Annotated in this window: 20 protein-coding genes; 10 read left to right on the top strand and 10 right to left on the bottom strand. The window is 71.6% G+C overall.

Going from position 1 to position 22819, the window contains the following annotated elements; translation table 11 throughout:
• Window positions 1-113: 113 nt before the first annotated feature.
• From BMX97_RS13275 to BMX97_RS13260, 4 genes are all read left to right on the top strand, one after another.
• Entirely contained in the window at window positions 114-854 is a 741-nt protein-coding gene (locus BMX97_RS13275; protein ID WP_091750614.1) for a zinc-ribbon domain-containing protein, read from the top strand.
• Window positions 855-867: 13 nt separating this feature from the next.
• The gene (gene hpt, locus BMX97_RS13270; protein WP_060845366.1) at window positions 868-1458 is read left to right on the top strand and encodes a hypoxanthine phosphoribosyltransferase; all 591 of its coding nucleotides are present in this window, start codon (window positions 868-870) and stop codon (window positions 1456-1458) included.
• A gap of 177 nt (window positions 1459-1635) precedes the next feature.
• A complete protein-coding gene (locus BMX97_RS13265; protein ID WP_091750611.1) occupies window positions 1636-2016 on the top strand; it encodes a response regulator in 381 nt (126 codons plus the stop codon).
• A 216-nt stretch (window positions 2017-2232) separates the two neighbouring features.
• Entirely contained in the window at window positions 2233-3213 is a 981-nt protein-coding gene (locus BMX97_RS13260; protein ID WP_091750608.1) for a quinone oxidoreductase family protein, read from the top strand.
• A 135-nt stretch (window positions 3214-3348) separates the two neighbouring features.
• Here the strand turns inward: BMX97_RS13260 and BMX97_RS13255 are convergent, their stop codons facing one another.
• Window positions 3349-3879, bottom strand: a complete 531-nt coding sequence (locus BMX97_RS13255; protein WP_091750605.1) for a TspO/MBR family protein — start codon at window positions 3877-3879, stop codon at window positions 3349-3351.
• 103 nt (window positions 3880-3982) lie between these two features.
• Between BMX97_RS13255 and BMX97_RS13250 the strand changes: the two genes are divergently transcribed.
• Entirely contained in the window at window positions 3983-5134 is a 1152-nt protein-coding gene (locus BMX97_RS13250) for a trans-sulfuration enzyme family protein (RefSeq protein ID WP_091750602.1), read from the top strand.
• Window positions 5135-5252: 118 nt separating this feature from the next.
• Complete coding sequence (locus tag BMX97_RS13245; protein ID WP_091750600.1) at window positions 5253-5708, top strand: hypothetical protein; 456 nt, start codon at window positions 5253-5255, stop codon at window positions 5706-5708.
• Window positions 5709-6009: 301 nt separating this feature from the next.
• Here BMX97_RS13245 and mdoH read toward each other — a convergent pair whose 3' ends face one another.
• Window positions 6010-7935, bottom strand: a complete 1926-nt coding sequence (mdoH, locus tag BMX97_RS13240; RefSeq protein WP_091750597.1) for a glucans biosynthesis glucosyltransferase MdoH — start codon at window positions 7933-7935, stop codon at window positions 6010-6012.
• 1018 nt (window positions 7936-8953) lie between these two features.
• Between mdoH and BMX97_RS13235 the strand changes: the two genes are divergently transcribed.
• Window positions 8954-10126 (top strand): glycosyltransferase family 4 protein, encoded by a 1173-nt coding sequence (locus BMX97_RS13235; RefSeq protein WP_091750594.1) that lies wholly within the window; start codon window positions 8954-8956, stop codon window positions 10124-10126.
• Between the two features lie 417 nt (window positions 10127-10543).
• On the opposite strand, the gene BMX97_RS13230 is transcribed toward BMX97_RS13235, so the two are convergent.
• From BMX97_RS13230 to BMX97_RS13220, 3 genes are read right to left on the bottom strand one after another with little or no spacing between them, the layout of a single operon-like run.
• Window positions 10544-11674, bottom strand: coding sequence for a M20/M25/M40 family metallo-hydrolase (locus BMX97_RS13230; RefSeq protein WP_210187633.1), 1131 nt, complete (start codon window positions 11672-11674; stop codon window positions 10544-10546).
• An 11-nt stretch (window positions 11675-11685) separates the two neighbouring features.
• On the bottom strand, window positions 11686-12603 hold the full coding sequence (locus tag BMX97_RS13225; protein ID WP_091750589.1) for a polysaccharide deacetylase family protein: 918 nt from the start codon (window positions 12601-12603) through the stop codon (window positions 11686-11688).
• 15 nt (window positions 12604-12618) lie between these two features.
• Window positions 12619-13917 carry an MFS transporter gene (locus tag BMX97_RS13220; RefSeq protein ID WP_244538405.1) on the bottom strand — a complete coding sequence of 433 codons (1299 nt, stop codon included), beginning with the start codon at window positions 13915-13917 and terminating at the stop codon, window positions 12619-12621.
• Between BMX97_RS13220 and BMX97_RS13215 the strand changes: the two genes are divergently transcribed.
• On the top strand, window positions 13835-14791 hold the full coding sequence (locus tag BMX97_RS13215) for an IclR family transcriptional regulator domain-containing protein (RefSeq protein ID WP_143074614.1): 957 nt from the start codon (window positions 13835-13837) through the stop codon (window positions 14789-14791). The genes BMX97_RS13220 and BMX97_RS13215 overlap by 83 nt on opposite strands.
• Window positions 14792-14794: 3 nt before the next feature.
• On the opposite strand, the gene araD is transcribed toward BMX97_RS13215, so the two are convergent.
• The 4 genes from araD to BMX97_RS13195 form a co-directional block, all read right to left on the bottom strand.
• Window positions 14795-16591, bottom strand: a complete 1797-nt coding sequence (gene araD, locus BMX97_RS13210) for an L-arabinonate dehydratase (protein WP_091750584.1) — start codon at window positions 16589-16591, stop codon at window positions 14795-14797.
• A 230-nt stretch (window positions 16592-16821) separates the two neighbouring features.
• Complete coding sequence (locus tag BMX97_RS13205; protein WP_091750695.1) at window positions 16822-17673, bottom strand: ABC transporter permease; 852 nt, start codon at window positions 17671-17673, stop codon at window positions 16822-16824.
• Between the two features lie 59 nt (window positions 17674-17732).
• Window positions 17733-18497: an ABC transporter ATP-binding protein gene (locus tag BMX97_RS13200; protein WP_091750581.1), complete on the bottom strand. Its 765-nt coding sequence runs from the start codon at window positions 18495-18497 to the stop codon at window positions 17733-17735.
• 29 nt (window positions 18498-18526) lie between these two features.
• Window positions 18527-19546 (bottom strand): ABC transporter substrate-binding protein, encoded by a 1020-nt coding sequence (locus tag BMX97_RS13195; protein ID WP_091750578.1) that lies wholly within the window; start codon window positions 19544-19546, stop codon window positions 18527-18529.
• A 172-nt stretch (window positions 19547-19718) separates the two neighbouring features.
• Between BMX97_RS13195 and BMX97_RS13190 the strand changes: the two genes are divergently transcribed.
• Window positions 19719-20414 (top strand): GntR family transcriptional regulator, encoded by a 696-nt coding sequence (locus BMX97_RS13190; RefSeq protein WP_091750573.1) that lies wholly within the window; start codon window positions 19719-19721, stop codon window positions 20412-20414.
• Window positions 20415-20625: 211 nt separating this feature from the next.
• Here the strand turns inward: BMX97_RS13190 and BMX97_RS13185 are convergent, their stop codons facing one another.
• A complete protein-coding gene (locus BMX97_RS13185) occupies window positions 20626-21075 on the bottom strand; it encodes an Lrp/AsnC family transcriptional regulator (protein WP_244538404.1) in 450 nt (149 codons plus the stop codon).
• A 32-nt stretch (window positions 21076-21107) separates the two neighbouring features.
• Between BMX97_RS13185 and BMX97_RS13180 the strand changes: the two genes are divergently transcribed.
• On the top strand, window positions 21108-22511 hold the full coding sequence (locus BMX97_RS13180) for a D-amino acid dehydrogenase (RefSeq protein WP_280142796.1): 1404 nt from the start codon (window positions 21108-21110) through the stop codon (window positions 22509-22511).
• Window positions 22512-22819 lie beyond the last annotated feature (308 nt).

Here is a 22819-nt window from a genome sequence, read left to right as displayed (position 1 = left end):
GTGGCCCGGTTACGCCTCGCGGGCCTCCCGCGGCCCGGCCGCTTTACCATGCATTAAGGCTGAGGCGGGAGGAGTCGTGATCCGGCCTCGGTGCCGCGCCCGACTGATTCGCCATGCTGATCGTCTGCCCCGCCTGCGCAAGCGAATATACGCTCGATGCCGACAAGATCGGCCCGGCCGGCCGCACCGTGCGCTGCGCGGCCTGCCGCGAGCCGTGGTTCGTGGCGGCTCCCGCCGCCGAGCCGGCGCTCTCGCCCCCCGGCGAGGCGGTGTTCACCGCCGCGCAAGCCGCGGCGTCCGGCCCATCCAAGGACAAGGCCGGGAACCGGAACGCGCGGATGCGAGGGGCGGCGCAGGGCGCCCGCTCCGGCCGGCTCCGGCGCCTCGCCGTGGCGGGCGCCGCCCTGGCGGCCTGCGCGGCGGTGGCGGCCGCGCTGATGCCGGCCGGCCGGGCCGGCCTCGTGCGCGCCCTGCCCCAGACCGCCCGGCTCTACGCGGCGATCGGCCTGCCGGTGAACCTGCGCGGCCTGACCTTCCGGGACGTCGCCGCCTACCAGGTGCCGGACGCCTCCGGCTCCGGCCGCCTCGTGATCGAGGGCGACGTGGTGAGCGCCGCCAGGGAGGCGGTGGCGGTGCCCCCGCTCAGCCTCGAATTGCGCGACGAGCACGGCCAGGTCGTCTATCGCTGGCGCGCCGAGGCGCCGCGCGACCGGCTCGAGCCCGAGGAATCCGCCCGCTTCCGGGCCGAGCTGCCCGGGGCCTCGGCCAAGGGCCGTCAGGTGCTGGTCCGCTTTGCCGCGGTTGACAGCCACGATTCTGCAGTCAGCCTGAAGGCTCCGACGAACCCGAAGTGAACCCCGAAGACCGATGACCCCGTCCCTGCCCCGCGTCCGCGTCCTCTTCGACGAATCCGCCATCGCGCAGCGCAACGAGGAGATCGCCCGCGCCATCGCCTCCCAGCCGCTGGAGAACCTCCTGGTGGTGGCGGTGCTCAAGGGCAGCTTCATGTTCGCCGCCGACCTGATCCGCGCCCTGCATCGGGCCGGGCTGGCGCCGCAGGTCGAGTTCATCCACCTGTCGAGCTATCGCGCCGCGACCGTGTCCTCGGGCCAGGTCGCGATCCTGCGCGACGTCGAGAGCGAGGTGCGCGGCCGCGACGTGCTGCTGATCGACGACATCCTCGAATCCGGCCGCACCCTGGTCTACGCCAAGGACCTCCTGATGGCCCGCGGGGCGCGGCGCGTGCTCACCACGGTGCTGCTCGAGAAGCCCGGCAAGCGCGCGGTGACGATGGATGCCGATTACGTCGGCTTCACCTGCCCGGACGTGTTCGTGGTCGGCTACGGCATGGACGTGGCCCACGCCTTCCGGCAGCTTCCCTTCGTCGGCCTCGTCGATTACGGCGACGGCGAGCCGGACCTGTTCGACACGGGCTCGGACGGCACGGCGATCGCCTGAGGCGAATTCCCGCCGGCAACGCCCGGAAGCGATGCGCGATTGCAACGCGTCCGGGCCTTGTTGCGCCGCACGCCGGGAAAGCGGAACCCGCGGCGCGAGTCCCGCTTGACCCTGTGGCGTGCGCCCGATCAAAGTCCTGGTTCCGCGCAGCTTTTCGACCCAGAGAGACGAGAGGACATGGCGCGCATCCTGCTGGTCGACGACGAGGAACCGATCCGCGGCTTCCTGAAGCGCGGGCTGGAGATGGACGGCCACACGGTCGTGACGGCAATCGACGGCAGCGACGGTCTCGACCGGCTGGCCGAGGGCGCCTTCGACCTGATGCTGACCGACATCCGCATGCCGCTGATGGACGGCATCGCCCTGTCGCTCGCGGCCAAGCGCGACTATCCGGACATGATCATCCTGCTGATGACGGGCTTCGCCGACCAGCGCGAGCGCGCCCGCGGTCTCGACGCGATCGTGGCCGACGTGCTGACGAAGCCCTTCACCCTCGCCGACATGCGCGCCACGGTATCCCGCACTCTGCGCGCCGCCGGAGCGGTGGCGGCGCGCTGAGGGACCGCTCCCGGATCGGCGGGCGTCGATCGGGGACGGATTCCGGCCGCGCCGGATCGCCCGCGGCCCCGGCGACACCCGTCCTGCGCGACGGCGCCCTCGTCCGGCCTCGAACCCCGCCGCATCCCCCCTCCTCCACCGGCATGGAGTCGCCCTGGCGTCCGACGAACCCATATCGGGGGCGTACGAGCGGGGCAGGCACAAGGAGAGGCCGTCATGGCGACGACGCGCAGCGTGGTGATCACCGAGTTCGGCCCGCCGCAGGTCATGACCCTGCAGAGCCGGGACCTGCCGGCGCCGGGCGCGGGCGAGGCGCTACTGCGCCAGACCGCGATCGGCTTCAACTTCATCGACGTCTACCAGCGCCGCGGCGCCTACCCGCTCGAGCGGCCGACCGGGCTCGGCTTCGAGGCGGCGGGCGTGGTCGAGGCGGTCGGGCCGGGCGTCGCGGACGTGAAGCCGGGCGACCGGGTCGCCTACATGAATGCCGGGGTCGGCGCCTATGCCGACCGCCGCACCGTGCCGGCGGAGAAGCTGGTGCGGCTGCCCGACAGCGTGAGCGACGAGGCCGCCGCCTCGCTGCTGTTCAAGGGCATGACGGCGCAGTACCTGCTGCGCAAGACCCATGCGGTGCAGCCGGGCGACCTGCTACTGGTCCATTCCGCCGCCGGCGGCGTCGGCCAGATCCTGACCCGCTGGGCGACCGCGCTCGGGGCGAAGGTCGTCGGCACCACCGGCTCGCCGGGCAAGCGGGAGGCGGCGCTCGCGGCCGGCTGCGCGGCGGTGATCGATCTCAACCAGCCCGACTGGCCCAAGGCCTTCCTGGAGGCCACCGGCGGCGCCAAGGCCCGGGTGGTCTACGACGCGGTCGGCAAGGACACGCTCCTGAAGTCCCTCGACTGCGCCGCGCCGTTCGGCCTCGTCGTCTCCTACGGCGCCGCCTCGGGCCCGTCGCCGGCGATCGACCCGGAACTCCTCAACAAGAAGGGCTGCCTGTTCCTCACCCGCCCCTCGGTCTTCCCGCACAACGCCGACCCGGCGACCTTCCGGGCCAACGCCGCCGACCTGTTCGACGCGATCGGCCGCAGCCACGTCGCGGTCGATGTCGGGGCGCGGTTCCCGCTCGAGAAGGTGGTGGAGGCGCACGAGGCGGCGGAGGCGCGCAAGGTCACCGGGGCGATCGTGCTGGTGCCGTGAGGCGCCACCCTTGCCCATGAACTGCCTTGCCCATGACCGGGGCTCGCTCTTCCCTGTCCGCAACCTCATCCCGGGGGGCCGCGCAGCGGCCTCGGGATGAGGTCGAGGGTCGGACGAGCCGGTTGTCCGCGCCCCTCAGTTCATCCACCAGATCGCCGCGTTGAGCGCCGTCGCGTACGACACCCAGGCGGCGTAGGGCACGAGGATCAGGGCGGCGAGCCGGTCGAGGGGCAGGACGAGCCGGATCGTCCACAGGATCATGATCAGCAGGGCGACCACCACGACGAGGCCGCCGGCCGGATCGTGGCGGGCGAAGAAGACCGGCGTCCAGGCGCCGTTGAGGGCGAGCTGGACGAAGAACGCCCACAGGGCGAGGGTGCGGGTGCGCCGCAGCGACCCCGTGGCGGGGGCGGTGCCGAGCAGGCGCCAGCCCGAGACCGCGATCAGCGCGTAGAGGATCGTCCAGGCGACGGGAAACAGCCAGTTCGGCGGCGTGAAGCCCGGCTTGGCGAGGCCCGCATACCAGGTCGGGATGTTGGGCGAGGTCGCCAGGCTGCCCACCACCGCGACCGCGGCGACGGGCACGATCGCCGCGGCGAGGCGCGGCAGGGGCGACAGGACGGGCCGGGCGGGCTCCGGGCGGGGCAGCGTTGCGGTGGGCGGCATCTCGGGCTCGGGTGCTATACCGGGATGGAGGTTGCGCGCCGGCACCGGTTCTGCAAGGGCGGCAGGGGAGCAAAACGCCCCTGTTGTCCCCTGGAGCCCCGGCATGAGCAGCGCCCCGCGCCACTGGTCGAAGAAGAGCCTCGCCGCGCAGGCATTGGGCCATGTCGACCCGATCACGAAGGCGGTGGTGCCGCCGATCCACGTCGCCACCACCTACATCCGCGACCCCGACAACCAGTATTCCTCCGGCTACGTCTACGGCCGGCCCGACAACGCCACGGTGCGCGAGGCGGAAGCCGTGATCGCGATGCTGGAGGAGGCTGAGGCCGGCGCGCTGCTGTTCTCCTCCGGCATGGCCGCCGCCACGGCGGTGTTCGGCGCCCTCGATCCCGGCGACCACATCGTGGCGCCGACCGTGATGTACTGGGCGCTGCGCCGCTGGCTGACCGAGGAGGCGACCCGCTGGGGCCTCAAGGTCGATTTCGTCGCCACCGACGACCTCGACGCCCTCAAGGCGGCGGTGCGACCCGGCCAGACCAAGCTCGTCTGGCTCGAGACCCCGTCGAACCCGCTCTGGACCGTCACCGACATCGCGGGCGCGGCCGAGATCGCGCATGCGGCCGGCGCCCGGCTCGCCGTCGATTCCACCGCCAGCTCGCCGGTGGTGACCCGGCCGCTGTCGCTCGGTGCCGACGTGGTGATGCACGCCGCCACCAAGGTGCTCAACGGCCATTCCGACGTCATCGCCGGGGCCCTCGCCGGCGCCAGGGCGGACGAGTTCTGGGCCCGGATCCAGCGCATCCGCTCGGGCAACGGCGCGATCCTCGGGCCCTTCGAGGCCTACCTGCTGATGCGGGGCATGCGCACGCTCCACGTCCGCATCGCCACCCAGATGGCGAACGCCGCCGAGCTGGCGCAGCGCCTGTCCGCCCACCCCGCCGTGGCCCAGGTGCTGTATCCCGGCCTGGCGACGCATCCCGGCCACGCCGTGGCGGCGCGCCAGATGACCGGCTTCGGCACGATGATGTCGATCCGGGTGGCCGGCGGCGAGGCGGCGGCGATCGCGACGGCGGCCCGGGTGGCCCTGTGGAAGCGCGCGACCTCGCTCGGCGGCGTCGAGAGCCTGATCGAGCATCGCGCCTCGATCGAGGGTCCGACCACCCCCTGCCCGCCGGACCTGCTGCGCCTGTCGGTCGGCATCGAGGACGCCGACGACCTCTTCGCCGACCTCGACCAGGCCCTGCGCCAGGATTGAGGAGGCGGGCGGGACGAGCGGGCGACAGGAACGGACGCGCCGACGACGGGAGCTTCTTGCGGTCCCGGCGCGTTGAACCGGCGAAGCTTTTTCTTCTCCGGCCCCGTGGAGACCGATCATGCCCGCCGCCCTGCCCTTCGCGCTCCTCGGCGCGCATCTCGTCCTCGTCGCGGCGGACGGTCCGCCGCGGCTCGACATCGAGCACACCTGCAACTCGCCCGGCCGCTCCTCGGTGAGCCAGGAAGCCGGCTCCGACGGCTGCCTGCGCTCAGAGCGCTCGGCGGGCGACGAGCTGCGCAAGCGCTGGAGCCAGTTCTCCGGCCCGGCCAAGACCCAGTGCTCGCAGCAATCGCGCGCCGGCGGCTTCCCGAGCTACGTCGAGATGCTGACCTGCCTCGAGCTCGCCAGCGGTGCCGTGCCGGTGACGAGCCCCACCAACCGCGCCACCGTCGGCCAGGGCAGCCCCGCCACCACCGGCAGCGTCCGCGGCCGCCCGCAGGAGCGTGCCGACAGCCTCACCGCCGAGCCCTCGCCGAGCCAGCGCACCGACCCGCTCAAGGTGCTGGGCAAGTAGAGGCCCGGGGTCGCGCGAGACCGGGCTGGCGAGGTCCGGTCCGGTGCAGTGGGAGGCGTTGCCGATGTCGGCAACGCTAAGCAGACTTGCGTTGGCCTGCCAACGCTTCGCCCGCTTAGGTTGTTGTTTTGTCGCAGATTTTCAGCGCCGAACCGGTAACCACTTCGGCGAAATCTGCTTAGAGGCTATCCCACTTGGGCCTACTGCCGCGCCTCGTCTCCTGGTGGGGAAGCTTGGCATTATGGCCTACTGGCATAGCCTCTAAGGAAGCGCACCGTCCCGGTCCGCGATCGGGCGCTTCTCAGATCTCCCGCACCGGCGACGCCTTCGCGTCGTCGGTGGCGGTGGCGAGCCAGACCGGGGCCTCGCCGCGCACCGGCGGGCGGGCGGGAGCCGGCGGCGCGGCGCGGGCGGCGGCGAGGTCGCGCAGCTCCGGTGCTTGGGCGGTGTCGTCGATCGTGAGGAAGAGGCCGCGCCGGCGCGCCGCCTGGCCGTAATCGGCCCGGCTGGTCAGCACGCTGAGTGCCGGGCTGCCGAGGAGGCCGAGGGTGACGGGGGCCATCCAGAGGGCGAGGAGCGGGTCGCCGGCATAGACGAGCGCCGCCGCCAGCAACCCGCCGGCCACCAGCGCATCGGCCTGGAGGCGGCAGGCCTCGGACCACGGCACCCGGCGGTCGTCGCGGGCCTGGGTCTCCCAGCGCACCACCCTTCCGGCGAAGGTCGAGAGCACGGCGCCGGCGTTGAACAGGGTGAGGACCGGCCAGAGCAGCACCCAGAGTGCCTGCTCCAGGGCCGCGCCGATAAGGAGCCGGCGCGTGCCCCCGAAGGCGGCGCGGCGCTCCGGCGACAGGAGGACGTGGCCGAGGCTGAGGAGCTTCGGCAGCGCCAGCACGGCGACGCTCAACGAGGCCAGGATCGCCGCCGCCGCGCCCTCGCCAGTGAGGCCGTAGGCCAGCAGCCCGAGCTCGCCGCTGCGGATCGCCTGCCAGGTGCCCAGCGCCAGGAAGGCGACCCAGACCGGCGAGGCGAGGTAGGACAGGATGCCGGCGCCGAGGTGCCAGCGGCTGCCCGCCGTGAGGCCCGGCATCCCGATCACGCCGAGATGCTGCAGGTTGCCCTGGCACCAGCGCCGCTCGCGGCCGAGCAGGTCGGTGAGGTTGGTGGGCATCTCCTCCCAGGTGCCGGGCTCCTCCGGCAGGAGGCGCAGCTCCCAGCCGGCGCGGCGCAGGAACGCGCCCTCCACCGTGTCGTGGCACAGGATCTCGCCGCCGAGCGGCGCCCGGCCGGGCAGCACCGGCAACTCGGCATTGGCCGCGAAGGCGGCGATGCGCAGGATCGCGTTGTGGCCCCAGTAGCCGCCGTCCGGCCCCTGCCAGGTCTCGAGCGCCCGGATCGACAGCGGCGCGTAGAGCCGCACGGCGAATTGCTGGATGCGGGCAAACAGCGTGTCGCGCCCGGCGGCGTAGCTGACGGTCTGGATCAGGCCGACGCGAGGGTTCTCCTCCATCAGCCGCACCAGCCGGCGCATCGCGGCGCCGGTCATCAGGCTGTCGGCGTCGAGCACGATCATGAAGTCGTAGGCGTGGCCGTAGGTCTCGCAGAACTCGCCGATGTTGCCGGCCTTGCGGCCGGTATTGTCCCGGCGGCGGCGGTAGCGGATCGCCGGCAGGCCGGTGCCGACGGTGTCGCGCCACGCCTGGATGTGGGCGAATTCGCGCTCCTCGGCCGCGGCGATCTCCGGGTCGCGGGTGTCGCTGAGGACGAAGATGTCGAGGTCGCGCCCGTCGCCGCCGGCGCGGGCGAGGGACCGGGCCATCACCCGGATCGCCGCGAAGACGGCGCCTGCATCCTCGGCGTGGATCGCCACCACGGCCGCGGTGCGGCTGCGCCCGCTCGCCTGCGGCGCGAGATCCGCCGCCTGCCGCTCCACCGCCGACATCACCCGGGTCCCGAGGCCGGCCGCGATCGCCCCGTAGAGGTACTGCCAGGCGATGTAGGATTGCCAGGCCATCGCCAGGCAGAACAGCCCCAGCACCGCGGCCTCGAGCGGCCCGTCCGGCACGCCGATGCTGGCCGCCGCCGCGAGCGCGATCGCGAGCGCCGTCGCCACCGTCGGGAGGGCGAGGGCCAGGCGCCGCCGGCGCAGGGCGGCGGCCTCCTGCGGGGAAGCGGGATTCGCACCGGGAACGACCGGCACGGCGTCGTGCGACGGAGGAACGAAGGACATGCGGGGTGCGTGGACTCGGGTGACGGGACTCGGTGCGGGAACTCGCTGAGGAACCGGCGCGGGAGGCGGCTCTCGGTGCCGTAGCTGCGCTATCCCGCTGGTGGTCATGGAGCAATCGGTCTGAATGACGCCAGAACGATGACGCCGGGCCGCGCGTCGCGTTTCTCGGATACAACCGAGACGTCCCGTCGGCGGGCCGGCGGCGTCGCCGGTCCGGAGGGCAGATCCTCGTCGCGGACCGGACCGCGTTCGGGCCGCCGGACGCGCATCCGACGGATGGGCTCGCTGCGGGCCCGAGCCCACCGTTCGGTCGTCTCGTGGTCTCCTCGGGCCGGCACCACGCGCGAAACGTAATCCGGTTCCCGAAGAACGCCCGCTTTTGCCGCATGGTGACGACACGGCCATGCATCACCGTCATGGCAACGGAGCCCCTGGTATCATTCGTTTAACTGCATTCGGGCGAAAAGGCCTTGTCGTCCCGAGCGGCCCCGCCACCTTCGTCGATCGTCGTCTTCCGTATCAGCGATGCCCGTTCCCGGTTCAGGACGCCCGCTTTGAGAATCGCCCTCGTCAACCCGACCTGGAGCTTCGGAAGCGGCCTGTGCGTCGGATGCCCCTCGCCCCAACGGCTCGACGCCCGGCGGGAGCGGACGCCCGGGGAACCGGGCCCCTCGCAAGGTCGCCCTCATTCCTGCACCTTTTGCGCCGAGACCGGTTCCGGGGATGCCGACCGGCGGCACGCGCCGCCGCCCCTGGAGGAGATCGACCAGTTGATCGCGCACGGCGCAATCCGCCTCGACGAGGTCGTCCCGCGCCCCCCGCGGGCCGCGCTCTGCGCCTGCGTCCGGACCGACGATCCCATGCGTCTCCGCCCGTCCTCGCCGTATGACCGCCGTCCGTCGCGCGCGCGGGACGGCAGAGCCCGGAAGGGCGCGTGCGTCCCTCACCGCGGTCGGCGCGACCGCTCCGGTGACATCCCGTCGGCACGGCCGGCCCCGTTGCACGTGTTGGAGGCGGCATGCTGCCCAGCCTGACGGTCCCGGCCGGACGCCCCCTCCCCCACCGGGGGGCACCCGTCCTCCATCTGTTCATGACGGTCGATGCGGTCGGCGGCATCTGGCAATATGGGCTCGACCTCGCCGAGGAGATGACCCGCCGCGGCGTCGCCGTCACCCTGGCGGTGCTCGGCCCCGAGCCGAGCCAGGACCAGATGCGGGCGGCCCGTGCCATTCGGGGCCTCGACCTGCGCCCGCTGGGCGTCAGCCTCGACTGGACCGCGCTCACCCGCCGCGAGGTCGAGGCCGCCGCCGCCATCGTCGCCCGCGAGGCCGAGCGGGCGGGCGCCGACCTGATCCACCTCAACAGCCCGGCACTCGCCGCGCTCGCCGAGTTCTGCGCGCCCGTGATCGCGGTGGCGCATTCCTGCGTGGCGACCTGGTGGGCGGCGATGCGCCCCGGCCCGCTGCCGCCGGACCTCGCCTGGCGGGCGAGCCTCGTCGCCGAGGGCTACCGCCGGGTCGATGCGCTGCTCAGCCCCACCCGCGCCTTCGCGGAGGCGACCGCGGCGACCTACGGGATCGGCCCGCCCCGCGTGGTGCCGAACGGCCGGCGCAAGCCCGCCGACCGCGGCCAGCGCACCCCGGCGGGGGCCGCCGCCTCGCCCTTCGCCTTCACGGCCGGCCGGCTCTGGGACGAGGGCAAGAACGCCCGCACCCTCGACCGGGCGGCCGCCCGGATGCGCCTGCCGCTCCTCGCCGCCGGCGACCTGAAGGGCCCGAACGCGGCGCAGTTCGCGCCCGAGCACCTGCGTCCCCTCGGGCGGCTCAGCGACCAGGACGTGGCGCGCTGGCTCGCCGGTTCGCCGATCTACGCCTCCGCCGCCCGCTACGAGCCCTTCGGCCTCGGCGTGCTCGAGGCCGCGAGCGCCGGCTGCGCCCTGGTGCTCTCCGACATCCCGACCTTCCGCGAATTGTGGGACGAGGCCGCGATCTTCATCGCGCCCGACGACGATGCGGGCTTCGCCCACGCCATCGAGATGGTGGCGGCCGATCCCGCGATCCGGGCGCGCCTCGGCGCCGACGCGCGGGCGCGGGCCGAGACCTACACGGTCGAGGCGATGACGGCGGGCGTGCTCGAAGCCTATCGGGCCGTGCTCACCGGCCCGCCGCTGCGGGCCGGGATGCCGGCTTGAGGATCGGCGCCTTCACGTCGTCCCTCCGCTCGTGCCGAACCCGCGGCGACGCCCCTATCCCGCGTGGCTGCGTGCAGCGGGGGGTGGACCCCGCGACGATGGCGGAACGGATGAACGGCGTCCCGTGGACCTGGCCCCTTCCCGCTCTCGGCAGGGCTGTCCGGGGAAAAGAAGTGGCGCGTCTCCCCTCTCCCGTGTGGGAGAGGGGCAGGGGGTGAGGGTGCTACGGTTCTTAGTCTGGCTCTGAAGGTCCAGCTACCAGCACCACGCTCTTCGCTTCAAACGGAAACGTGTCACCCTCACCCCTACCCCTCTCCCACCCGGGAGAGGGGATCCCGCGCTTGATTCTTAAAGAGATTTTCCCCGGACAGCCCTGCGCTCTCCGGGGGGCTTGGGCCGCAGTATCCGTGAACAGGCTCAATCGCCTGTCGGAAGGTGTCCGACCCGGACCAGCAGGTTCGCCATCAGGGCGATCCGTGGCCCCAGGCTCGCGAGGTCCAGGTGCTCGTCGTGCGCGTGCAGCCCGGCCCCGCAGGGCCCGAGCCCGTCGAGGGTCGGCCGGCCGAGGGCGCCGGTGAAGTTGCCGTCCGAGCCGCCGCCCGACACCTCCGGCGAGACCGCGATCCCGAGTTCCGCCGCGATGGCCTGCGCGGCCCCGTAGAGCGCCCGGTCGTCCGGGCCGGTGCGCCAGAGCGGGCGCTCGCTCGCAAGCTCGATCGCCAGGCGGTCGTCGGCCTCCCCGGCGACGATCCGCAGGATCTCGTCCCGCCGCGCGTCGTCGGCGGCCACGCACAGCATCTCGGCCGCGGCGCGCTCGGGCACGCAATTGACCCAGAGCCCGCCGCCGATCACCCCGACGCTGAGGCTCGCGCCCGGGACGCTGCGGCTCTCCAGCGCCACGACCGCGCGGGCGAGGCGATGGATCGCCGAATCGCCCCGGGCCGGGTCGCGCCCGGCATGGGCGGGCCGGCCGGTCGCCGAGAGCGCGAAGCGCAGGATGGCGTGGCGGCCGACGACGAGGCCGCCGTTGTCGCGGGCGGGCTCGGGCACCAGGATGCAGGCCGCCGCCTTCGCCCGCGCCTCGATCAGCCCGCGGGAGCGCGGCGAGCCGATCTCCTCGTCCGTGGTGATCAGGACCTCGACCGGCCGGGCGAGGTGCGGCCCGGCGCGCCGGAGCGCCTCGAGCGCCAGCACGATCCCGCCCTTCATGTCGAGGATTCCGGGCCCGAAGGCACGCTCCCCCTCGATCCGCCACGGGTTGATGGCGAGTTCCCCGACCGGGTGGACGGTGTCGAGATGGCCGAGGATCAGGATCGGAGGTCCGGTGAGTGCCCCACCACGGTCATAGGTGGCCCGGACGGCCCCGGCGGCATCGAGATCGGGATCGGGGTCCGCCACCGTGAGGCCGTCCGCCTCCAGTTCCGCGCGCATCAGGGCGAGCCCGGCGGCGAGCGCGTCGGGCGCGTAGCTCGGCGTCTCGCACAGGACGAGGCGGCGCAGGCGGTCGAGGGCGGGGGCGAGGTCCGCCGGATCGGGGACGGGGATCACCGGGAGGGGACTCATGACCGCAACGCGGTGGCGGCGTGCGCGGCGATGTCGGCATGGGTGGCGAACCACACGTCGCCCTTGGCCTTGGCGGCGCGGATCAGCTCCTCGACGATCCACAGCCGCGAGCGGTAGCCGATGATGTGCGGGTGCATGGTGAGCTGGAACAGCCCGCCCTCGCGGTAGGCGCCCTCGAACTCGCGCATGAAGATCGCCAGCACGTCCTCGGGCCCGATATGCGGGCGCAGGCCCTCGAACCGGCTCATCATGAAGTAGGGCGCGTCGTCCCGGATCCACTCGACCGGGACCTCGACGATGCCGGTCGGCGCGCCGTCCTCCATCAGCTCGTAGCAGGTGTCGTCGGCCATCAGGGAGGAATCGTAGAGGAGGCCCATCTCGCGGATGATCGCCAGCGTCGCGTCCGAGTAGTCCCAGGACGGGGTGCGCAGGCCGACCGGGCGCGTGCCGGTGATCCGCTCCAGGGCGTCGGCGCTGCGCAGCATCAGGTCGCGCTCGGCCTCGGCCGGCAGGATCGAGTTCAGTTCGTGGATCCAGCCGTGGATGCCGATCTCGTGGCCGGCCGCCACCACGCCGCGCTGCTCGTCGGGATAGAGCATCGCCACCACCGCCGGCACGTAGAAGCTCGCTGGCACGTCGTGCGCGGCCAGCAGCTCGAGGATGCGCGGCATGCCCTGGCGGTGGCCGTACTGGCCCCAGGAGAGGCGGCCCAGCGACTTGCCGCCGTCGCGCAGCTCGTTCGTCTCGTGGTCGACGTCGAAGGAGAGCGCCACGGCGCACCGCTTGCCGTCGGGCCAGGCCGGCGCCAGGCTGCGCCCGGCCCGGACCTTGGCGACGCGCCGGCGCCAGTGCTCCTCGGGCCATTGCCAGGGCTTGAGGTCGGTGGAAGAGGGGGCGGTCGAGGGGGCGGTCATGGGAACGTCCTCCGGTCAGGCGAGCCGGCTCTTGCCGGTCTCGGGCATGCGCGCGACGACGACGAGCGTGAGGACCGCCATCGGGATCAGGTAGAGGGCGCCCGGCGCCAGCGGCGAGCCGGTGACCGCGATGAGCCAGGTGGCGACGAAGGGCGCGAAGCCGCCGAACACCGCGACCGCGAGCGTGTAGCCGATCGACATCCAGGTCGAGCGCAGGTGGCTCGGGAACATCTCGGAGATCGCCGCCGGGCCGGGGCCGGAATAAAGGGCGACGATCAGCCCGAACACGACCTGGATCGCCACCACCGTGAGGAAGCCCGCCCCGCCGGCGACGATCTCGAACAGCGGGTAGGACAGCAGGATCGCCGCGACCGCGCTCGCGATCAGGAGCGGCTTGCGGCCGATCCGGTCCGAGAGGTGGCCGAAGACCGGCACCGCCAGCACCATCGCGACGAGGCCGATCGTGTTCGACCACAGGGCCTGCGAGGCGGTGAGCGCACCGAACTTCTGGGTGAAGGTCGGCATGTAGGAGAGCAGCATGTAGTACGACACGGTCCAGAAGATCGTGAAGCCGAAGGCGCGCAGGCCGAGCCGCGGGCCGCTCTCCGGCGCGGGCGCGACCGGCGCGTCGTCCTTCCGGGCCACCTGATCCTCGAAGACCGGCGTCTCGTCGACGCTGCGGCGGATCAGGATGCCGACGACGAGGAGCGAGGCGCCGAGGAGGAACGGGATCCGCCAGCCCCAGGCCAGCATCGCCTCCGGGGTCAGGAGCGAGGTGAGGAGCGCGGCGACGCCCGAGCCGAGGAGGATGCCGGACGCGGTGCTGACCTGCTGGAACGAGCCGAACAGGCCGCGCCGGCCCTCCGGCGCCCACTCGATGATGAAGGCCGTCGAGGCGCCCCACTCGCCGCCCGCCGCGATACCCTGGAGGATGCGCAAGGCGACGAGCAGCGCCGGGGCCGCGATCCCGATCTGGGCGTAGGTCGGCAGCAGGCCCAGCCCGATCGTGCCGAGCGCCATCATCAGGAGCGTGAGGACGAGGGCGACCTTGCGCCCGCGCCGGTCGCCGAGCCGGCCGATCACCGCGCCGCCGAAGGGGCGGGCCAGGAAGCCGACGCCGTAGGCCGCGAAGGTCGCGAGCAGCGAGGCGGTGGGATCGCTCGACGGGAAGAACGCCGCCGAGATCGCCCCGGCCAGGAAGGCGTAGACCCCGAAATCGTACCATTCGAGCATGTTGCCGATGCAGGCTGCGGCGATCGCCCGCCGGGCCCGCGGGTCGATCCCCGCGCGCGCCTGCCCCGCTTCGATCCTCACGACCGTGCCGTCCATCCGGTTCCCCGCGCGTTCGTATTGCTATGCAATACGTTGCATTGCATGTTATGCTGGTTCAAGGGACGACACGATGTCAACGGATGCCAGCGGCGAAACCGCGCGAAGCCGATTGTTTGTTCATTCCGTCGAAAAATGCTTCAGCGTCCTCGAAGCATTCCACGGCGTTCGCGCCCTGTCCTTGCAGGAGATCAGCGAGCGCAGCGGTCACGACAAGAGTACGTGCCAGCGCATGGTGCACACGCTGGCGCAGCTCGGCTATCTCGACCAATGCGCGACGACCCGGCGCTACGCCCTGGCGGATCGGGTGCTCGACCTGAGCTACGCCTTCCTGCGCCACCATCCGCTGATCGAGCGGGCGACCCCGATCCTGATGGACCTGCGCCGGACCTGCGACGCGCGGGTGGACCTCAGCCTTTTCTCGCAATCGTCGCTGGTCTACGCGCTGCGGCTGCAGGCGCGGGCCGAGCATTATTACACCAACCTGGTCGGGCGCCGGATCCCGCTCTTCTGCAGTGCCGGCGGGCGCGCGGTGCTGGCCGCCCTTGCGGAACCGGAGGCCCGCGCCCTGGTGACGGCGGAGGACCGCCGGCCGCTGACCCGCTTCACCCGCACCGGAATCGAGGAGGTGATGGCTTTGGTGGCGCAGGCACGGCGCGACGGCTACGCGGTCGCCGCCCACGAGGTGATCGAGGACGAGGTCGTGGTCGCGGTGGCGCTCACCGACGCGGCACGGCGGCCGTTCGGCGCCCTGCACGTCGCCGGCGAGGCCGGGCGGTGGGGCGACCCGGACGCGATCGCCCGGATCCTGCCGGGGGTGATGCGCGCCGCCGCGCTGGTGGGCGGCGCGCCGGCCTGATCGTCAGTAGATCGCCGGCTCGGGCACCGGGGCGCCGTACTCGGTGCGCAGGAAGTCGAAGTCGCAGCCCTCGTCGGCCTGCTGGATGTGGCGGGAGAACATCACGCCGTAGCCGCGCTCGTAGCGGGGTGCCGGCGGGGTCCAGGCGGCGCGGCGCTGCGCCAGTTCCTCGTCCGACACCTCCATGCGGATCGCCCTCGCCTCGACGTCGACGCTGACGATGTCGCCGGTGCGCAGGAGCGCCAGGGGCCCCCCGACGAAGGATTCGGGCGCGACGTGGAGCACGCAGGCGCCGTAGCTGGTGCCGCTCATCCGCGCATCCGACAGGCGCAGCATGTCGCGGTGCCCCTCCTTGAGGAGCTTCTTCGGCATCGGCAGCATGCCCCATTCGGGCATGCCCGGCCCCCCCTGCGGCCCGGCATTGCGCAGCACGAGCACGTGGTCGGCGGTGACGTCGAGATTCTCGTCGTCGATCGCGCGTTTCAGGGACGGGTAGTCGTCGAAGACGAGCGCCGGGCCGGAATGCTTGAGGAAGCGCTGGTCCATCGCCGCCGGCTTGATGACGCAGCCGCTTGGCGCCAGGTTGCCCTTCAGCACCGCCAGCGAGCCCTGGCCGTAGACCGGGTTCGACAGCGGCCGGATCACGTCGGCATTGTGGACACGCGCCCCCTCGATCGTCTCGCCGAGCGTCCGGCCGCTCACCGTCAGGCAATCGAGATGGAGGTGCTCGCGGATCTCGTTCATCAGCGCGCGGATGCCGCCGGCGTAGAAGAAATCCTCCATCAGGTAGGTGTTGCCGCTCGGCCGCACGTTGCCGATCACCGGGACGATGCGGCTGTAGCGCTCGAAATCGTCGAGGCCGATGGCGTGGCCGGCCCGGCGCGCCATGGCGATCAGGTGGATGATGGCGTTGGTCGAGCAGCCCATCGCCATCGCGACCGCGATGGCGTTCTCGTAGGCCTCCCGGGTCTGGATCCGCTGCGGGGTCAGGTCCTCCCACACCATGTCGACGATGCGCCGGCCGGATTCCGAGGAGAGCCGGATATGGCCGGCATCCGCCGCCGGAATCGACGAGCCGCCGGGCAGCACCATGCCGACGGCCTCGGCGATCGCCGTCATGGTCGAGGCGGTGCCCATGGTCATGCAGGTGCCGTAGGAGCGGGCGATGCCGCCCTCGATCCCGAGCCAGTCCTGGTCGGTGATCTTGCCGGCGCGGAGTTCATCCCAGTACTTCCAGCTGTCGGAGCCGGAGCCCAGCACCTTGCCCTGCCAGTTGCCGCGCAGCATCGGCCCGGCCGGAATGTAGATCGCCGGTAGGTTCATGCTGGTGGCCCCCAGCAGCAGGCCCGGCGTGGACTTGTCGCAGCCGCCCATCAGCACCGCGCCGTCGACCGGGTGGGACCGCAACAGCTCCTCGGTCTCCATCGCCAGCATGTTGCGGTAGAGCATGGTGGTCGGCTTGACGAAGCTCTCCGAGACCGAGATCGCCGGCAGCTCCACCGGGAAGCCCCCCGCCATCAGGATCCCACGCTTCACGTCGTCGACGCGGTGCTTGAAGTGGGCGTGGCAGGGCTGGAGGTCGGACCAGGTGTTGAGGATCGCGATGACCGGCTTTCCCGTCCACTCCTCGGGCGCGTAGCCCATCTGCATCGCCCGCGAGCGGTGCCCGAAGGAACGCAGGTCCGCCGGCCCGAACCAGCGGGCGGAGCGCAGGGACGAGGGCTCGCGGCGCACGGCCTGCGGGCCGTCGGGAATCGCGCCGGGTTCGAGCTCGGGCGGGGGGAGCGGATCGCGGGCCATCTTTTTCCAGGCTCCTGTCGGTGTCGTTCGTTCTATCGCCGGCGCGCGCCGCCCGTCCCCTCCCCCCTCTGCGGGGGAGGGTGGCCCCCGAACGGGGGCCGGGAGAGGGACGCCGCTTCCGGAGAGGTCGCGGCCATGATGACGGGCGCCGTCTGGACCAGCGTCGCGCTGCCCCTCTCCCGCCCCGCCTCCGCGGGGCACCCTCCCCCGCAGAGGGGGGAGGGTTCAGGTCAGTGCTGCAAGCCCCACTTCTGCACCGTCCGCCGCTCCAGCGTGCGGAAGATCAGGTTCTCGACCACGAGGCCGATGATGATCACGGTCAGCAGTCCGGCGAAGACCGCCGGGATGTCGAGGAGGTTGCGGTTCTCGAAGATGAACCAGCCGAGGCCGCCGGCTCCCGACGACACGCCGAAGACCAGCTCCGCCGCGATGAGCGTGCGCCAGGCGAAGGCCCAGCCGATCTTGAGGCCGGTGAGGATCGAGGGGAAGGCCGCCGGGATCAGGATCTTGGTGACGTAGGGCAGGCCCTTCAGCCCGTAGTTGCGCCCGACCATCCGGAGCGTATTCGAGACGCCGCGAAAGCCCGAATGGGTGTTGAGCGCCACCGCCCACAACACCGAGTGGATCAGCACGAAGACCAGGCTGCCGTTGCCCAAGCCGAACCAGATCAGCGCCAGCGGCAGCAGCGCGATGGCCGGCAGGGGATTGAACATCGCCGTCATCGTCTCGAGGAAGTCGGTGCCGATGCGGGTCGAGATCGCCACCATGGTCAGCGTCGCGGCGAGCAGGATGCCGGCGACGTAGCCCATCAGCAGCACCTTGATCGAGGTGAACGCCCGGTTCGGGATCGTGCCGTCGAGGGTCTGCTGCCACAGCGTCGTGACGGTGTCGGAGAAGGTCGGAAAGAGAAGCGGATTGTCGAGGAAGCGGGCGTAGACCTCCCAGACCAGCGCCAGCACCACGATGATCACGGTCTTGCGGACGAAGCCGCTGTTCCAGAGGATCTCGGCGGTGCCGAGCTGGCGCTCGACCGCGCCGTCGGCGGCGGGCGCCGCCTCGCTCATGATGATGCGGGCCGGCATCGGGGAGTTCGTCGTGACGCTCGTCGTGCTGCTCATGGGGGTGCCTCCTCGACGATCGGTCAGTGGTGGGCGGGCTCGTCGGAAAACAGCAGATCGTGGATCTGCTGCTCGAGCTGGCCGGCGCTGCCGTCCTGGGACGACACCTTGTCGACGTCGCGCACCTCGGCCTTGACCCGGCCCGGATGGGGCGAGAGCAAGAGGATGCGGTTGCCGATCTTGATCGCCTCGGCGATCGAGTGGGTGACGAAGAGCACCGTGAATTTCGTCTCCTCCCAGAGCTGCAACAGCTCGTCCTGGCAGGTGCGCCGGGTGAGCGCGTCGAGCGCCGCGAAGGGCTCGTCCATGAGCAGGATGTCGGGCTCCATCGCCATGCCGCGGGCGATCGCCACGCGCTGCTTCATGCCGCCCGACAGGGTGTGGGGGTAGCTGTCGATGGCTCGCGTCAGGCCGACCTTCTCGATATAGGCCCGCGCCCGCTCCTCGGCCTCGCGGCGGGTCATCTTGCGGGCGTTGAGGAGCGGGAAGGTGACGTTCTCCAGCACCGTCTTCCAGGGCAGGAGCTGGTCGAACTCCTGGAAGACCATCATTCGGTCGGCGCCGGGCTCCTTGACCACCCGGTCCTTGATGCGGATCTCGCCCTCGCTCGGGTGCAGGTAGCCGCCCACCGCCTTGAGCAGGGTGGACTTGCCGCAGCCCGACGGACCGAGCAGCACGAAGCGGTCGGAGGTCTCGACCCGGAAGCTGACGCGCTCTGTCGCGGTGACCAGCACGTTGGGGGTCTTGTAGCGGAGCGTGACGCCGCGGACGTCGAGGAGCGCGGTCATGGTGTCGTGTCCTCTCGAACCGGAAGGGCTCAGCTGCCGCTGAGGTCGTGGGCGACCGGCAGGTAGTAGTCGGTCCAGGCCTTGGGCTTGGTCCGCAGGGTACCGATCCGCCCGAGATGCTCGGCAAAGCGCATCGTGCCCTGGGGCTGGAGGTTGAACTCCATCATGCCGGGCTCACGCAGGTAGCTCAGCAGGTCCTCGACGCTGGTCTTGTCGCCGGTCACCTCGCGGTAGATCTCGACGGCCTTTCGCGTGTCTTGGCGGATGAAGGCCTGCGCCTCCTCGGAGGCCGCCCGCACCGCCTGGACGATCTTGGGGTTGGCGTCGGCGAACTTGGTGGTGGTGAAGAACTGGCCTTGCGTCAGCGGCCCGCCGATGATGTCGGGCGAGCGCGCCACGATGTGGGCGCCGGGCACGGTGCGCAATTCGACGTACTGGAACGGCGGCGCCGCGAAGTGGGTCTTGATCTCGTGGGTCGGGTTGGCCAGCGCGATCGCCGCGTCGGGATGGCCGAGTTGCACCGTGTTGGCGTCGAGCCGGCCGGACTGGTCGGCGCCGTAGGCCTCGCCCGCCGCCATCTGCAGCAGGATCGCCTGCGTCGAGACCTTGACGGTCGGCACCGCGACCTTGTCGCCCGGGCCGATGTCCTTGATCGTCCTGATCTTCGGGTCGCGGCTGACGAGCAGCAGCGGCAGCGCCGAGGTGGCGACGATGCCCTTCACCCCGCCCCGCGTGCGGTCCCACAGCAGCAGCAGGTTGCCGGTGCCGGTATTGACGATGTCGACGTTGCCGGCGAGCAGCGCGTCGGTCTGGGTGCCGCCGCCCGTGAAGGTGAGCCACTTCGTCTTCACGCCCGGCACGCCCAGGCGCTCGGCATGCTTCTCGATCAGCCCCTGCTTCTCGATGACGTGGGTCGGCAGGTAGATGATGCCGGGCTGGCGAGTGATCGCCACCTCGCTCTTCTGCTGCGCCCGCGCCGAGCCGGAGGCGAGCAGGCCGGCAGCGAGAAAGCCCGCCGCGAGGGCGCGGCGCGTGGGCGAGTGGATCATGAGCGTTCTCCCGAGGCCGCCGCGGGGCGGCGCAAGCCGGCTTGTTGTCGATCGCCGGTCCAGCCACCTCACTAAAATGGTAATGCATTAGTATGTCAACCCGAGCCGAGTCGTGCTAGGCTGCCGCTAGGGCCGCTCCGGCGGTGCCGGGTCATTGCCGAGTCCGACCGTCATGAACGCCGTCTTCGCCGGTGCGCAGCGCCTCCGCGACCGCTCGCGCCACGCCGCCCCGCAGGTCTTCGACCTCATCCGGGACAAGATCGTGTCGCTCGATCTCGCGCCCGGCACAGTGCTGTCGCGGCCCGAATTGCAGGCGAGCTTCGGCCTCAGCGCCACCCCGATCCGCGATGCGCTCCTGCGGCTCCAGGAGGAGGGGCTGGTCGACATCTTCCCGCAATCCTCGACGGTGGTGAGCCGCATCGATCTCGCGGCGGCCCGCCAGGCGCAGTTCCTGCGCCGCGCCGTGGAGCAGGAGGTCGTGCGCACCCTGGCCCGGGCACCCGACCGGGCGCTGGTGGTGCGGCTCCAGGCCTTCGTGGCCGAGCAGGCGCTGTTTGCCGAGGCGGGCGACTTCGCGCGGCTGTCGGCCAGCGACGAGGCGTTTCACCGCGCCCTGTGCGAGGCGGCCGCCGTCCCCGACCTCTGGGACCTGATCCGCCGCCGCAGCGGCCACATCGACCGCCTGCGCCGCCTGCACCTGCCGGTGGAGGGCAAGGCGCAGCAGATCGTGGCCGATCACCGGCGCATCGTGGCGGCGCTCGCCGAGGGTGAGCCGGAGGCCGCCCAGGAGGCCCTTCGCGATCACCTCTCGAAGTCGATCGCGCTCGGCGACGAGATCCGGGCGCGGTGGCCGGCCTATTTCGCCTGATCAGTTAGGCATCCCACCCCTTTCCCGGACGAGTGGAGCGTCAGCGGAAGGAGATCCGGGAACCAGCGCTAAATGTCGCGAAGCGTCCGTTCGCCGGCACCGGCGCAGTATTTAGAGCCGCTTCGCGGCAATTCTCCTGCTGGATCCCAGATCTCCTTCCACTGCGTTTCAGTCGTCCGGGAAAAGGGCCGCTCGCATGCGGTGATGCCCCCTACCCACGCCCCACCACCGTCCGGATCGCGAAGCTCGACTGGATCCGCGCCACCCCCGGCAGGCGCGACAGCACCTCCTTGTGCAGGCGCTCGTAATCGCCCGCATCCGAGACCTCGATCCGCATCAGGTAATCGGACAGGCCGGTCATCAGGTAGCAGTCGCGCACCTCCGGGCAGCGGCGCACCGCGGCCTCGAAGCGGTTGAGCGATTCTTCCGTCTGCCGCTCCAGGGTGATCTGGGTCAGCACCACCATGTGGTGCTCGCGCTCGTCGGCCTCGATCAGGGCGGTGTAGCCCCGGATGGTGCCGTTCGATTCCAGCAGCCGCAGCCGGCGCAGGCAGGCCGAGGGCGACAGGCCGACCTTGGCGGCGAGATCGGCGTTGCTGATGCGCCCATCGTCGCGCAGGACGCGCAGGATCCGCGCGTCGATCTCGTCCCGTCCCGCCACCGCGCAATTTCCTGTCGTCGAGCCGCAGATCGTTGCGTATCGTAGCATACTCTCGCAGGCCGTGCGCCGATCCGGCGAGAAATTCGGCGATCCTTGCGCGACACTCTCTCCATCGACCAGGCGCCGGGTCGGACACCGAGAGGCGAGGCGCGACAGAAGGTTTTGCGGCGATGCGCGTTCTGATCCTCGGCGGCGGCGTGGTCGGCGTCACCTCGGCCTACTACCTCGCCAAGGCCGGTCACGAGGTCACGGTGCTCGATCGCCAGCCGGGTGCGGGCCTCGAGACCAGCTTCGCCAATGCCGGCCAGGTCTCCCCCGGCTACTCGGCGCCCTGGGCCGCCCCGGGCATTCCCGTCAAGGCGATGAAGTGGCTGATGATGCGCCACCGCCCGCTGGTGCTGTGGCCGAGCCTCGAGCCGAAGCTCTACGGCTGGCTCGCGAAGATGCTGGCGAACTGCACCGAGGACGCCTACCGCCGCAACAAGGGCCGGATGGTGCGGCTCGCCGAGTACAGCCGCGACGTGCTGCGCGACCTGCGCCTTGAGACCGGCATCACCTACGATCACCGCGAGAAGGGCACGCTCCAGCTCTTCCGCACCCAGAAGCAGCTCGACCATGTCGGCGACGACACCGGCGTGCTCGACGAGTACGGCGTGCCCTACGAGGTGCTGGACCCGGCGGGCTGCATCGCGGCCGAGCCGGCGCTCGCCCGGGTCGGCGGCTCCTTCGTCGGCGGCCTGCGCCTGCCGGGCGACGAGACCGGCGACGCGCATCTCTTCACCCAGCGCCTCGCGGCGATCTGCGAGAGCATGGGCGTCACCATCCGGTACGGCGCCACCATCACCAGCCTTCGCCAGGAAGGCGGCCGGATCGCCGGCGTGGGGCTCGCCGGCGGCGAGGTGCTGACGGCGGACCGGTATGTCGCCGCCATGGGCAGCTACACCCCGATGATGCTGAAGCCGCTCGGCATCGAGCTGCCGGTCTATCCGGTGAAGGGCTACTCCCTGACCCTGCCGGTCACGAATGCCGAGGCCGCCCCGGTCTCGACCGTGATGGACGAGACCTTCAAGGTGGCGATCACCCGGCTCGGCGACCGCATCCGCGTCGGCGGCACGGCGGAGCTCGCCGGCTTCAGCCAGGCTCTGCGCGGCCCGCGCCGGGCGACCCTGGAGCGCTCGGTCCTCGACCTCTTCCCGCAGGGCGGCGACGTCTCGCAGGCGAAGTTCTGGACCGGCCTGCGCCCGATGACCCCGGACGGCACCCCGATCGTCGGCGCCACGGCCTACGACAACCTCTACACCAATACCGGCCACGGCACGCTCGGCTGGACCATGGCCTGCGGCTCGGGCCGGCTGCTGGCCGATCTGATCGGCGGCCGCGCGCCGGAGATCGACCATCAGGATCTGGCCGAATCGCGCTACGCCAAGGCAGCGTGAGGGGCGTCGCTCTCACCCGCGATTACCGACATCCTCCGGGTCATGCCGGGGCCGCGAAGCGGAGCCCGGGATCCGTATCACTGCCGCGACCTCGACTTGAACGCATCCCACGACGGCAAGTCGTCCTCTTCAACCCAGAACCTCATCCTGAGGTGTTAGCCGATTGAAAATCGGCTGACCTCGAAGGAGGGCTCCAGAAGCCTCGGTGATGTCTGGAGCCCTCCTTCGAGGCTCAGCGATCTCCGATCGCCAGCACCTCAGGATGAGGTCGCGGGTTGGAAGAACGGTCTCGGCAAAGACACGCCTCG

This window comes from Methylobacterium sp. ap11 (genome assembly GCF_900110515.1).
GTDB classification, from domain to species: Bacteria; Pseudomonadota; Alphaproteobacteria; order Rhizobiales; family Beijerinckiaceae; genus Methylobacterium; species Methylobacterium ajmalii.
The sequence above is the reverse complement of the archived record's forward strand: the minus strand, read 5'-3'. Positions and strand labels throughout refer to the sequence as shown.

Coding starts and splice junctions, on each gene's coding strand:
- BMX97_RS13195 (WP_091750578.1), bottom strand. CDS start 19,546: ATGATCCACTCGCCCACGCGCCGCGCCCTCGCGGCGGGCTTTCTCGCT.
- BMX97_RS13215 (WP_143074614.1), top strand. CDS start 13,835: ATGTTGCCGATGCAGGCTGCGGCGATCGCCCGCCGGGCCCGCGGGTCG.
- BMX97_RS13260 (WP_091750608.1), top strand. CDS start 2,233: ATGGCGACGACGCGCAGCGTGGTGATCACCGAGTTCGGCCCGCCGCAG.
- BMX97_RS13225 (WP_091750589.1), bottom strand. CDS start 12,603: ATGACCGCCCCCTCGACCGCCCCCTCTTCCACCGACCTCAAGCCCTGG.
- BMX97_RS13265 (WP_091750611.1), top strand. CDS start 1,636: ATGGCGCGCATCCTGCTGGTCGACGACGAGGAACCGATCCGCGGCTTC.
- araD (WP_091750584.1), bottom strand. CDS start 16,591: ATGGCCCGCGATCCGCTCCCCCCGCCCGAGCTCGAACCCGGCGCGATT.
- mdoH (WP_091750597.1), bottom strand. CDS start 7,935: ATGTCCTTCGTTCCTCCGTCGCACGACGCCGTGCCGGTCGTTCCCGGT.
- BMX97_RS13235 (WP_091750594.1), top strand. CDS start 8,954: ATGCTGCCCAGCCTGACGGTCCCGGCCGGACGCCCCCTCCCCCACCGG.
- BMX97_RS13275 (WP_091750614.1), top strand. CDS start 114: ATGCTGATCGTCTGCCCCGCCTGCGCAAGCGAATATACGCTCGATGCC.
- BMX97_RS13250 (WP_091750602.1), top strand. CDS start 3,983: ATGAGCAGCGCCCCGCGCCACTGGTCGAAGAAGAGCCTCGCCGCGCAG.
- BMX97_RS13205 (WP_091750695.1), bottom strand. CDS start 17,673: ATGCCGGCCCGCATCATCATGAGCGAGGCGGCGCCCGCCGCCGACGGC.
- BMX97_RS13190 (WP_091750573.1), top strand. CDS start 19,719: ATGAACGCCGTCTTCGCCGGTGCGCAGCGCCTCCGCGACCGCTCGCGC.
- hpt (WP_060845366.1), top strand. CDS start 868: ATGACCCCGTCCCTGCCCCGCGTCCGCGTCCTCTTCGACGAATCCGCC.
- BMX97_RS13245 (WP_091750600.1), top strand. CDS start 5,253: ATGCCCGCCGCCCTGCCCTTCGCGCTCCTCGGCGCGCATCTCGTCCTC.
- BMX97_RS13255 (WP_091750605.1), bottom strand. CDS start 3,879: ATGCCGCCCACCGCAACGCTGCCCCGCCCGGAGCCCGCCCGGCCCGTC.
- BMX97_RS13200 (WP_091750581.1), bottom strand. CDS start 18,497: ATGACCGCGCTCCTCGACGTCCGCGGCGTCACGCTCCGCTACAAGACC.